This window comes from Psychroserpens damuponensis, assembly GCF_000826655.1.
GTDB lineage: Bacteria > Bacteroidota > Bacteroidia > Flavobacteriales > Flavobacteriaceae > Psychroserpens > Psychroserpens damuponensis.
In genome coordinates this window covers 52,621-64,912 of sequence record NZ_JXJO01000009.1, presented here as the reverse complement: position 1 = coordinate 64,912, position 12,292 = coordinate 52,621, and the positions used below count along the sequence as shown (strand labels likewise).

At 32.3% G+C, this 12,292-nt stretch carries 13 protein-coding genes; 10 read left to right on the top strand and 3 right to left on the bottom strand.

The genetic code is table 11. The features are described 5' to 3' along the window. Positions 1-61: 61 nt before the first annotated feature. Together ribH and TD29_RS03970 are read right to left on the bottom strand one after the other, a co-directional pair. Complete coding sequence (gene ribH, locus TD29_RS03975; protein ID WP_040279065.1) at positions 62-544, bottom strand: 6,7-dimethyl-8-ribityllumazine synthase; 483 nt, start codon at positions 542-544, stop codon at positions 62-64. Positions 545-546: 2 nt separating this feature from the next. After that, positions 547-1,320, bottom strand: a complete 774-nt coding sequence (locus TD29_RS03970; protein WP_040279063.1) for a tetratricopeptide repeat protein — start codon at positions 1,318-1,320, stop codon at positions 547-549. A 120-nt stretch (positions 1,321-1,440) separates the two neighbouring features. Here TD29_RS03970 and recF point away from each other — a divergent pair, with 120 nt between their 5' ends. The 8 genes from recF to TD29_RS03930 all read left to right on the top strand — a co-directional run bounded on the left by recF (position 1,441) and on the right by TD29_RS03930 (position 9,954). Beyond that, entirely contained in the window at positions 1,441-2,520 is a 1,080-nt protein-coding gene (gene recF, locus TD29_RS03965; RefSeq protein WP_040279062.1) for a DNA replication/repair protein RecF, read from the top strand. An 82-nt stretch (positions 2,521-2,602) separates the two neighbouring features. After that, complete coding sequence (locus TD29_RS03960; RefSeq protein ID WP_040279061.1) at positions 2,603-3,040, top strand: hypothetical protein; 438 nt, start codon at positions 2,603-2,605, stop codon at positions 3,038-3,040. Positions 3,041-3,101: 61 nt separating this feature from the next. Next, the gene (locus TD29_RS03955) at positions 3,102-3,398 is read left to right on the top strand and encodes a DUF721 domain-containing protein (protein ID WP_040279153.1); all 297 of its coding nucleotides are present in this window, start codon (positions 3,102-3,104) and stop codon (positions 3,396-3,398) included. A 27-nt stretch (positions 3,399-3,425) separates the two neighbouring features. Next, the gene (locus tag TD29_RS03950; protein ID WP_040279060.1) at positions 3,426-4,238 is read left to right on the top strand and encodes a metallophosphoesterase; all 813 of its coding nucleotides are present in this window, start codon (positions 3,426-3,428) and stop codon (positions 4,236-4,238) included. A gap of 60 nt (positions 4,239-4,298) precedes the next feature. Then, on the top strand, positions 4,299-6,713 hold the full coding sequence (locus TD29_RS03945) for a penicillin acylase family protein (protein WP_040279059.1): 2,415 nt from the start codon (positions 4,299-4,301) through the stop codon (positions 6,711-6,713). 2 nt (positions 6,714-6,715) lie between these two features. Then, positions 6,716-7,072 (top strand): hypothetical protein, encoded by a 357-nt coding sequence (locus TD29_RS03940; RefSeq protein WP_040279058.1) that lies wholly within the window; start codon positions 6,716-6,718, stop codon positions 7,070-7,072. A gap of 184 nt (positions 7,073-7,256) precedes the next feature. Then, positions 7,257-9,500 (top strand): FUSC family protein, encoded by a 2,244-nt coding sequence (locus tag TD29_RS03935; RefSeq protein WP_040279056.1) that lies wholly within the window; start codon positions 7,257-7,259, stop codon positions 9,498-9,500. An 85-nt stretch (positions 9,501-9,585) separates the two neighbouring features. Then, positions 9,586-9,954 carry a DUF2200 domain-containing protein gene (locus tag TD29_RS03930; protein WP_040279152.1) on the top strand — a complete coding sequence of 123 codons (369 nt, stop codon included), beginning with the start codon at positions 9,586-9,588 and terminating at the stop codon, positions 9,952-9,954. A gap of 59 nt (positions 9,955-10,013) precedes the next feature. On the opposite strand, the gene TD29_RS03925 is transcribed toward TD29_RS03930, so the two are convergent. After that, on the bottom strand, positions 10,014-10,433 hold the full coding sequence (locus tag TD29_RS03925; RefSeq protein ID WP_040279055.1) for a nucleoside-diphosphate kinase: 420 nt from the start codon (positions 10,431-10,433) through the stop codon (positions 10,014-10,016). A gap of 266 nt (positions 10,434-10,699) precedes the next feature. Here TD29_RS03925 and TD29_RS03920 point away from each other — a divergent pair, with 266 nt between their 5' ends. Continuing rightward, on the top strand, positions 10,700-11,716 hold the full coding sequence (locus TD29_RS03920; RefSeq protein WP_040279054.1) for a DHH family phosphoesterase: 1,017 nt from the start codon (positions 10,700-10,702) through the stop codon (positions 11,714-11,716). Then, positions 11,716-12,258, top strand: a complete 543-nt coding sequence (gldI, locus tag TD29_RS03915) for a gliding motility-associated peptidyl-prolyl isomerase GldI (RefSeq protein WP_040279052.1) — start codon at positions 11,716-11,718, stop codon at positions 12,256-12,258. Before TD29_RS03920 ends, gldI begins: the two co-directional genes overlap by 1 nt. Positions 12,259-12,292 lie beyond the last annotated feature (34 nt).

Here is a 12,292-nt window from a genome sequence, read left to right as displayed (position 1 = left end):
GAAATAGATTATATTATTTTGAGCAATAGAATTGTAAGTTAAAATTTCCGAAGAAAAAACCTTATTTAGAACGTAAGGTTGCCATTTTGATAGCTGCAATACCTGCTTCGGTACCTTTATTGCCATGCTTTCCTCCAGAACGATCTATAGATTGTTGCATAGTATTATCGGTAAGTACACAGAAGATAACTGGAGTATTGGTTGCGATATTTAAATCTTTAATGCCTTGAGTAACACCTTCACAAACAAAATCAAAGTGTTTGGTTTCGCCTTGAATTACGCACCCAATAGCAATGACAGCATCTACCTGTTGTTCAATCATTTTTTTGCTTCCGTAGATCAACTCAAAACTTCCAGGAACGCTCCAAGTAATGATGTTTTCTGGTAATGCACCACAATCTTCTAAGGCATCAATTGCACCTTTTAGAAGTCCGTTAGTGATGGTATCATTCCATTCTGAAACAACAATCCCAAACCGAAAATCTTTCGCGTTTGGGATTGTGTTTTTATCGTAACTAGATAAATTATGATTTACAGTTGCCATATTTAGTTTTTAGCTTCTGATCTTCCTATAAAGATATCAATATTTTTTGCTTGATCTGAAGTATCAAATTCAGCTTTGATACGCTTGTAATATTCTAAAGCTTTAGCATTGTTTCCTAAAGATTGTGCAACGTTAGCAGCTTTTAAAAGATACATTGGTGTTGTATAATCGTTTGTTGAAGCCGTGATTGCTTTTTCGTAATATTCTAATGCTTCTGGTAATTGATTTAATTGTACAAATGCATCACCCATTCCTCCTTTTGCAATTGGTCCTAAAACGGCATCATTAGTACTAAAGTCACCTAAATATTTAACAGCATTTGTATAATCTTTAAGATTTAAATACGCCATACCTGCATAATAATTAGCTAAATTTCCTGCAGGTGTAGATCCATATTGATCAACGATATCTGTTAATCCTAATTTACCACCAACACCATTAAGGGCTAATGTATAAAGAGAATCTTTGTTTGCACCAGCAACTGCTTCGTCAAAAGATTTTTGAGCAGAGTACATTTCATTCATTGCCTCATCAGCTTTTGGCTCAGCAATAAACTTCTTATAACCTAAGTACCCTAACATAATTAATGCAGCTACTCCAATGATAATAAAAATACCTTTTTGATTCTTCGCAACAAAATCTTCGGCTTTATTAGCACTTTCATCAAGTGTATTAAATACTTCAGCAGTTGTAGATTCTTCCTCTAAACCTTCAATTGTTTCAGCTTTCTCTTTGACAGCTTTTGGTTTATATCCTCTTTTCTTATATGTTGCCATAATTCTTTATTTGTGGCGCAAAAATAAAATTTTTATTGGGATTTAAAAGGTAAATTATTTGTTATTTTTACTTCCGCGTATAATAATAACGACCAAACACAAATATTCCCTTTTAATTTTATGATTTTAAACACGTTAAGCTTAGTTAATTACAAAAATTTCGAGCAACAAGATTTCGAATTTGATACTAAAATTAACTGTTTCGTCGGTTCTAATGGTGTTGGTAAAACAAATGCACTAGATGCGATTTATCATTTATCCTTCGGAAAAAGTTACTTCAACCCAATTGCGTCTCAAAATATAAAACACAACGAATCCTTTTTTGTTGTAGATGGTATTTTTGACAAAAATGATAAAACTGAAAAAGTAGTCGTGTCTTTAAAACGCGGACAAAAAAAAGTGATCAAACGCAACGGTAAAGCCTATGATAAGTTTAGTGATCATATTGGATTGATACCCTTAGTAATTATTTCTCCTGCAGATCGTGATTTAATTATTGAAGGTAGTGATACACGAAGAAAATTTATAGATAGCGTTATTTCTCAAAGCGACAAGCCTTACCTTAATAATTTAATAAATTATAATAAAGTACTTTCACAACGTAATGCTTTGTTAAAATATTTCGCCTTAAATAATACTTTTAATGCGCAAACTTTAGAGGTGTATAATGATCAATTAGACACCTACGGAAGCGAGATTTTTAAAACTCGAGACACCTTTCTCAAAACATTTATTCCTATTTTTAAAGCACGCTATAAAGCGATTAGTAATGATAATGAAGAGGTAAATCTCAATTATAAAAGTGATTTGTTTGATGATGATTTAAAAACGTTACTAGCCAAAAACATTAATAAAGACAAAGCCATCCAATATACTAGTGTAGGGATTCATAAAGATGACCTTAATTTTGAAATTGAAACCTACCCAATTAAAAAGTTTGGAAGCCAAGGTCAACAAAAATCATTTTTAATAGCTCTAAAGCTAGCACAGTTTGATTTTATTAAACAACAAAATGGAGTGACTCCTCTCCTATTATTAGATGATATTTTTGATAAATTAGATGAAAATCGAGTTGCTCAAATTATTAGATTAGTTGATAATGATGATTTTGGTCAGTTATTTATAAGTGATACACATGCTGAACGTACAGAAAATGTAGTGAAGCAAATTCATCAATCCTATAAGATTTTTAAGTTATAAACCATTAATTCAAAAATTAACTATCATTCAGGGCGTAGCGAAAAATCTCATCATTAAAAATACTTTTATTACATTTAAAACTATGACTTACAAAAAACTTTTTATTCTCATTATAACCATAGCGTTTTTTAATTGCTCTAGTACTCCTAATGATGTACTGCCTCAAGTTTCTGGCTATTGGGAAATAGATGAAGTTACCTTAAGTGATGGCTCCAAACGAGACTATAATTTTAATGACACAATCGATTATATTGAAATTTCTGATAGCTTGTCAGGTTTCCGAAGAAAACTAAAACCAAACTTTTCAGGAACTTTTGAAACGTCAAATAATGAAGAACGTTTTAACATTAAAATAGAAAACGATAGTCTAAATATATATTATAAAACACCTTTTGCCCAATGGAAAGAAACAGTTTTAAGTGCCAATGAATCTCAATTAATTATTCTTAATAATACCAATAAAGATGTGTATATTTATAAGCGTTATGAATCTTTCGATTTAAAATTAGAAACTGAGTAAATCCAATTTCCGTAGATATATTATATAAACAAATAAATCTCCGATGTCTCGGAGAATGAATATGGCAAAACGACACAACGATAATTTACCAATTAGTGACATTCTAAAAGAATTTGTTGAAGCAAACAAACTACAGTCTGGTTTAGACAAAGTAGATGTAAGAGATGCTTGGGCTAAAATGATGGGAAATGGTGTTAATAATTACACAACAGATGTATCTCTTGATAGAGATGTACTCTATGTAGCATTGAGTTCTAGTGTGCTTCGCGAAGAATTAAGCTATGGTAAACAAAAAATTGTTGATATGCTTAACGAATCTATTGGGAAAAAAGTAGTGAATAAACTAGTTTTGCGCTAAATCACCAAAGCCTCTAGTTATATTTACATGCCCAAATTTTCCAGAAGAATATTCATAAAAAGAGTAAGTCTTGCTATTACAGCGCTATTAGTAATAGATGCTTTTTGGTTTGAAAAATATATTATCGATTGGAATTACTTTGATATCTCAAAAGGTACTGAACCTAAGATAAAAACAATTCAAATTTCAGATTTACATATTGAAAAACTAAAATCCTTTCACATCTCTATTGCTGAAAAAATTAATGCGCTAAAGCCTGATCTCATATTTATAACTGGAGATGCTGTAAATACAACAGAAGACATTGAAATATTATATTCATTTTTAAAATTAATTGATAAAACCATACTAAAATACGCCATTTTAGGAAATTGGGAATATTGGGGAAAAGTAGATGTAGCACAATTAAAAACAATGTATGCCAAAACCAATTGTGAGTTATTAATTAACGAAAATAGAACGGTAACCCTTAAAAATCGCCAAATTTCTATAATTGGTCTTGATGATTTAATTGGTGGAACGCCAAATTATAACATAGCTAAAACGCATCTAGAAACCTCAAACACCAATATCGTGTTATCTCATTGTCCGCAATACAGAGATACCATTGCAAAACTTGATGAAGACGCACAAATTGACCTCATTTTATCTGGTCATACACATGGTGGTCAAATCGCTTTTTTAGGATATGCTCCTGTAACTCCTGTGGGTAGCGGACGCTATCTTAAAGGTTGGTATAACAATATTGAACCAAAAATGTACGTTTCTAAAGGCATAGGAACCAGTTTATATCCTATTCGATTTGGAGCACGAGCCGAAATGGTTGAGATAGACCTTTAAATTCCATTTAAAATTCTCACATTATTTCAGTAATTTCATGCGAAATTATATATCAACCACATGAAATACATCAAACTTATCATATCGTTTGTACTTACGATCGTCGTGTTTTATGCACTCAACACAAAACTTGGTGCAATTCCTCCTATTGGTAAATTCTTAAATCCTGCAGGTGGTGTTTGGCAAAATGAAACCAATGAGGTTCTCGACGGAAATGTGAATATTCAAGGTTTGTCTGCTTCAGTAACCATTCATTATGACGAACAATTGATTCCGCATATTTTTGCAGAAAATGAAGTTGATTTATACAAAGCTCAAGGATATATAACCGCTAAACATAGACTCTGGCAAATGGAATTTCAAACGCATGCAGCTGCAGGACGTTTATCTGAAATTGTTGGTAGCGATGCATTAAGTTACGATCGTACAGCACGTAGACGTGGTATGGGATTTGGCGCAGATAAATCATTAGAAAAAATGCAAGAAGACCCAGAAGTTATTGCTTTTTTAGAAGCTTATCGTGATGGTGTAAATAGTTATATAGAAACATTAGATGCCAAAAATCTACCTGTAGAATACAAATTATTAGACTATAAACCAGAACCATGGACCACAAAAAAAACTGCACTTTTACTCATGTATATGACAAAAATGCTAGCTGGAGGTGATGATGATTTAGAATACACAAATATGTTACGCAAATTTGGTAAAGATCGTTTTGACTTGCTCTTTCCAGACTTTTATGACATTACAGACCCAATCATCCCAAAAGAAACCGATTGGAGTTATATTGACGTTGACATTACAAAAACGCCTCAAAGTGAATTACCTCAAGATACCATTTCACAAACTATAGAAAAACCACATCCTGATAATGGCAGTAATAATTGGGCAGTATCTGGAGCAAAATCTGTAACCGGAAATCCTATTCTGGCTAATGATCCTCATTTAGGCTTAAACATACCTTCCATTTGGTTTGTAATGCAATTAAGCACACCAAATCACAATACAATGGGAGCAACATTACCTGGAGCATTAGGAGTTATTTCAGGATTTAACACTCATGTTTCTTGGGGAGAAACTAATGCTACTCGTGATGTATTAGATTGGTATAAAATTAAGTTTAAAGACAGTACTAGAACACAATATAAATATGGTAACGATTGGAAAAATACAAATGTTCGTGTTGAAGAAATTAAAGTAAGAGGTGCTAAAACCTTTATAGACTCAGTAATTTACACACATCATGGACCAGTAACTTACGACCATAATTTTATGGGTGACAATGAAAAATCTGGTTATGCTATGAAATGGATTGGACATACAGGAGGCAATAATCAACGACCATTTTTAGCATTAAATAAAGCCAAAAATTATGAAGATTATGTCACTGCTTTAAAAGATTACACTGCTCCTGCTCAAAACTTTGTATTCGCGTCTACCGATGGTGATATTGCCATTTGGATTCAAGGCTTATTTCCTAATAAATGGAAAGGTCAAGGTAAATTTTTATTAGATGGTTCTAATCCCGACCATGATTGGCAAAGTTTCATTCCGCAAGCATTTAATGCACATACTAAAAATCCTGAACGTGGTTTTGTAAGCTCGGCAAACCAACATCCTGTAGATGAGCAATATCCTTTTTATGTATTTAATGATGGATATGAAACTTATAGAAACCGTGTTATAAATGACTTTTTCAACTCAAAAGATACCTTTTCGGTAAACGATTTTAAAAATCTTCATAATAATAACTACAATTTGAAAGCGGCTGAGTTATTACCTTATATGTTTAAAACTATGGATGTGAGTAGTTTGACTTCCGAAGAAAAAGAAATTTACAATCAAGTTAAATTGTGGGATTTTAATAACGATATAGAAAAACTGGGACCAAGTATTTGGAGAGCTTGGTGGTATAAATTGTACCCAATGATATGGGATGAATTTGATAGCGAAACAGAAGCTATGACCTCTCCTTTTGCCTATCAATCTATTTATTTATTAACCAATCAACCAAACGATCCCTTTATGGATATAATGGAAACACCAAATAAAGAAAACGCACACGACTTGTTTTTATTAGCATTTAAAGAGGCGGCAAAAGAGCTGTTAGATTGGAAAGCCACGCATGGTGAATATCATTGGCAAGCTTACAAAGCTACTCGCGTTAGCCACTTGCTACAAGGGTTACCAGCATTTTCTAGATTTGACTTACCTATTGGTGGAGATGCCAGTATTGTTAATGCAACTTCAGAAACACATGGTCCTTCATGGCGAATGATTGTAGAAATGAGTTCACCTCCAAAAGCTTTAGGAATTTACCCAGGAGGGCAATCAGGAAATCCAGGAAGTATGTATTATGATAATTTTGTTGATGATTGGGCAATTGGTAAGTATCATGAATTAAACTTTTTACCAAATGCAACGTCAACCAATCACATTATGGCAACCCAAATGTTAACACCAAGCAATTAATTATGAGCAAAACTAATAGTATCAACTTCGTCGTTACCATAATCATCGCGGCAATATTATCTCAATTCTTACCGTGGTGGTCTGTGATGGTTGCAGGATTTGTGTCTGCATTATTTTTTAATCTGAAACGTGCTGCTACATTTTTTGTGCCTTTTCTAGCTATATTTTGCTTTTGGTCCATTTATGCCTTTATTATGAGTAGCGCAAATGATTTTACATTAGCAAAAAAAATTGCTGTACTCCTACCACTGGGAGGAAATCCTTATGTATTAATTTTGGTTACAGGATTAATTGGCGGTTTTGCTGCAGGAATTGCCGCAATTTTTGGGAATATACTTGGTAGTTTGGTTAGGAAGTAAATTAAAAAGATTCAAATTAAACTTATTTAAGATTTATCGTTTCTAAGCAATAACGTAACTCATCTTTAAATAGTCATAACATTTTTCTTATCATCAAAATAATATAAAATTTGAATTTGACTTCTACTTATAAGTTATTCTTCATTTCTATTCCCTTAACTTTGCTTTCTAATTGCAAAACCTTTTGAACGAACTACTCAAACAACTAGAATTATTTTTTAAAAGCTCAGACTTTTACAAAGGCATTCGTTTGGGTGTAGCTATTATCATTCCGTTTATAGTGCTCTACCTTTTGGGTTATTTTGATTATGCTCCTGCAATTGTTGTAGGTGTATTTTTAAATGCACCTGGAGATATACCAGGAAGTGTAAAACGAAAGGTCAATGCTATTTTAATTAGTATTGCTTTAACGATGGTAATTACCGCTATCATTTTATTCTCAAAACCACTTCTTCCCCTATTAATCATTGCAATTGCCTTAATTTCATTTGCAGTATCACTCATTTCGGTATATGGATTTAGAGCATCTATGGTCTCTTTTTCTAGCTTGTTAGCCATGGTTTTAGCTTTTGCTATTCATAAGGAAACTGCTCAAGACATCTTTGTTCATGTTGGTTTAATGGGAATTGGAGGCCTTTGGTATTTAGTTGTATCCTACATCTTTCAAAAATTAGCTCCTAGAAAGGACCAAGACCAATTATTATCTGACACTTTATTTTTAATTGGTGATTATTTAAAATTACGCGCCAAATTACTAACTAAAACCTCTAAACGTGATGAGATTTTAAAGCAGACCTTTACACTGCAACATCAAATCAATGAAAAACATGAGACCTTACGAGAAACACTATTTTCTGAACGTAAACGTTCAGGACGTTCTCGTTATGAAGAAAAACAACTACTCATTTTCATATCCTCAATCAATATTTTTGAATTGATAGAAGCTACACATTTAGATTATAAAATGATTGACCGCATTTTTGGCGAACGTAAAGAATTCTTAAAAGCCTCCAAAAAGCTCAACAAAATTATGGGTAATCACCTCATACGTTTATCAGAATTATTAATTCAAAATGACAAAATCCCAAATAAAGAAAACCTTCTTACTGCTCTAGCAAAGGCTAACGATTCTATAAATGATTATGTAGCTACCGTTAAGCTCCCAAAAGCGCGTGAAGGCGCACTAATGTTAAGAAATCTATACGATTACCAAGAGCAATTACTTCAAGAAATAAGAGCGATTAGACGAGTCATGGCTAATGTCAAAGACGCCTCTAAAGTGTCCATCAAACGACAAGATTCTAGTCAGTTTTTAACACTTCAAGAGTATAGACTTAATGTATTAATTCAAAATCTAAGTTTCGATTCTACCATATTTAGACATTCGTTACGGTTAATGATAGCTATTGTATTTGCTTATTTGCTTGGCTATTATCTAGATATAAAAAATACATATTGGATTCTATTAACCATAATTGTTATCATGCGACCAAGTTATGGTCTTACTAAAGAGCGTTCAAAAGATAGAATTATTGGTACTCTCATAGGAGCTGCCATTTCTGTAGGTATTGTAGTGATCACACAAAATACAATGGTTTATGCCGTTCTAGCTATTGTCTCGTTAATTTTGGCGTTTTCGTTAATTCAACAAAACTATAAATCAGGTGCAGCTCTAGTCACTATAAGTGTTGTTTTTGTGTATTCATTGGCTAATCCAAATGCCTTTGAGGTTATTCAATATCGAGTTATAGATACAGTTATTGGAGCTATAATTGCTATAGTAGCTAACTATTTAATTTTACCAAGTTGGGAAGCCAACAATTTAAAACAGGTCATTTGTAAAGCCATAAAAATGAATAACAATTATCTTTTGGCAACACAAAACTTGTATCAAGATAATACAGTACATAAACATGCTTATAATTTAGCAAGAAAAGAAGCCTTTTTAGCTATAAGTCATTTAAATGCTGCATTTCAAAGATTAACACAAGATCCAAAATCAAAGCAAAAAGAATTTCAACTTATTTATGAAATTGTAACACTAAATCAAACAATGGTTTCTGCAATTGCATCTATAGGCAGTTTCATTATTAATCATAAAACAACAGCAGTTTCTAGAGAATTTGATGTGCTTATTGCTAAAATTTCAAACACATTACAATTAACCTATGGTTATCTAGATGATAATAGTACTGCGGAAATTTTAGAAGAATTGCCATTAGAAGATGCACAAGATAAGCTTTATACAAAATACAAGGACTTGTCTAATTTACGTGATGAAAACATCAAAAAAGGACATACCGAAATAGATACAGAAACGCTTCATGGCTTGCAGGAAGCCTATCTCATTGCTAATCATATGAATTGGTTACAATCACTATCAGAACATCTTAAAAAAGCAACACGCAGTTACAATACTGCTTTATAACTGCCATTAGAGATTATTTTATTTTAAAAATAACTAACTTCGTTTGCAGCAAATTTCAGCATTAAAAATTAAAACTAGACAAATTATGAGTACAACACCAGAACACGATGCACGAATTGCAAACATGAAATTTTTCTCTGTATATCCGCATTATGTTACAAAAGTGGAAAAAAAAGGTAGAACCATTGAAGAATTACATCAAGTGATAGAATGGCTCACTGGCTACACTGAAAAAGATTTACAACAGCATATAGATGACAAAATCACTTTCGAAACTTTTTTTAAAAATGCAAAAATACATCCTAATGCGCACCTCATTAAGGGTGTTATTTGTGGTTATCGTATTGAAGAGATCACAACTACGTTAACAAAACAAACTCGGTATTTAGATAAATTAATTGATGAATTGGCAAGAGGTCGTAAAATGGAAAAAATTTTAAGAGTAGAGAAATAGAGCAACAAAAAAAGCGCAACCATTGGTTGCGCTTTTTTAATATTGTAAAAATGTTCTAATTAAAACATCTCTCTACCTGAAAAATGGAAAGCACCTTCAATAGCTGCGTTTTCATCGCTATCACTACCATGAACTGCATTTTCTCCCATAGAAGCTGCGTATAATTTTCTAATCGTACCTTCTGCTGCATCGTCAGGATTTGTAGCACCAATTAAAGTTCTAAAATCTTCAACTGCATTTTCTTTTTCTAAAATTGCAGCAACAACTGGTCCTCTTGTCATGTACTCAACTAATTCACCGTAAAAAGGTCTTTCACTATGAACTTCGTAAAATGCTTGAGCATCACGAGTTGTTAAATGAGTTAATTTCATTGCTACGATTCTAAAACCTGAAGCAGTGATTTTTTCTAAAATTGCACCAACATTCCCTTTTTCAACAGAATCTGGTTTAAGCATTGTAAATGTTCTATTTGTAGCCATTTTATTTTTGATTAAATATATTTAGTATTAAATAGGTGTTTATCAAACTGTAAATCAACATGTCATACATAACAATGACAAAAGTGTTTTTACAATTTTGTGCAAAAGTAATCTATTTATCAAGAAATACAATGTTTTATAAACGACAATTTTACGATTCAAATATCAACTATTTAAAGAACTTCCTGTAAAGTTCATTTTGAGAACCTCGTATTTATTGATAAAAAAACGAACCAAAAAAATGAAAATATGTATCTTCGTAACCTATGAATAAAGAAGATATTAAAAGCATAAAAGAACTGTTAAGTTCTCCAAAAAAAATAGTTATAATTCCTCATAAAAATCCTGATGGTGATGCCATTGGCTCTACACTTGGATTATTGCATTATTTAAACACTTATAATCATGAGGCTGTTATAATTGCTCCAAATGATTATCCAGATTTTCTAAAATGGATGCCTGGAGAAGCTTCTGTTTTAAAATATGACCAACATAAAGACGAGTGTGATGCCTTGCTCATTTCCGCAGAACTAATTTTTACTCTAGATTTTAATTCTCTTGGAAGAATTGGTGCTATGCAAGATGCTGTGGCAAATACCAAAGCCATTAAAATTATGATTGATCATCATCAACAACCTGATGATTATGCACAATTTATGTACTCTGATGTGAGCATGTCTTCTACCTGTGAAATGGTTTATAACTTTATTGATATGTTGGACGACACAAATAAAGTTGATGCTGATATCGCGACTTGCTTATATACTGGGATTATGACAGATACTGGCTCGTTTCGTTTTCCATCAACCACAAGTGCAACACATAAAATTATAGGAAACCTGATTGAAAAAGGTGCTAATAACGCTCAAATTCATAATAATATTATGGATACTAACAGTTATGAACGTACGCAGTTATTAGGTAAAGCACTGAGTAATTTAAAAGTAATACCAGAATATAGAACAGCGTACATCACATTAACGCAAGAAGAACTCAATAGTTTTAACTTTAAAAAAGGAGATACCGAAGGTTTTGTAAATTACGGTTTATCTTTAAAAGGCATTATTTTTGCTGCTATTTTTATAGAAAGTCAGCAAGATAATATCATTAAAATATCATTGCGTAGTAAAGGTGATTTTTCGGTAAATGAACTATCACGTGCTCACTTTGAAGGTGGAGGACATACCAATGCGGCAGGTGGAAAAAGTGATTTGAACATGAGCGATACCATTGATAAATTTATTAGTATATTGCCTCAATATAAAAAAGACCTCAAAGCTTAATGAAATATATCACTCTTTTTATAATCGCTGTAGTGCTTTTTAGCTGTAAAACGCCTGAAGCACGTCAACCTGAGTCTGTACAATCAGGTTCTTTTTATAAAGAATCTGCAGAGCGTAATAAAAAATTAAACGCGAGAGAACGCACAAAAATTGAAGCTATAATGGCACAAAATCCTGAATATGATTATGTCGCTTCAAATAGCGGATTTTGGTACAGATACCACACCAAAGTTGAAATGGATACGACTACTGCTAGTTTTGGAGACATTGTTAACTTTACATATAACGTTAAAGATTTTAATGGGAATACTATTTACTCTGAAAAGGAACTTGGCAACCAAACTTATATCATGGATCAACAAGAGATTTTCACAGGTTTACGCGAAGGTTTAAAATTGATGAAGCCAACAGAGACTGTCACATTTCTATTTCCGTCGCAAAAAGCCTACGGATATTATGGTGACAAAAATAGAATTGGAACCAATATCCCTTTAATAGTCAAAGTAACTTTAAATAATATAACACAAAAAACCAATAATTAGAATGAAATTGATTAGTAAAACACTCCAGATTTTA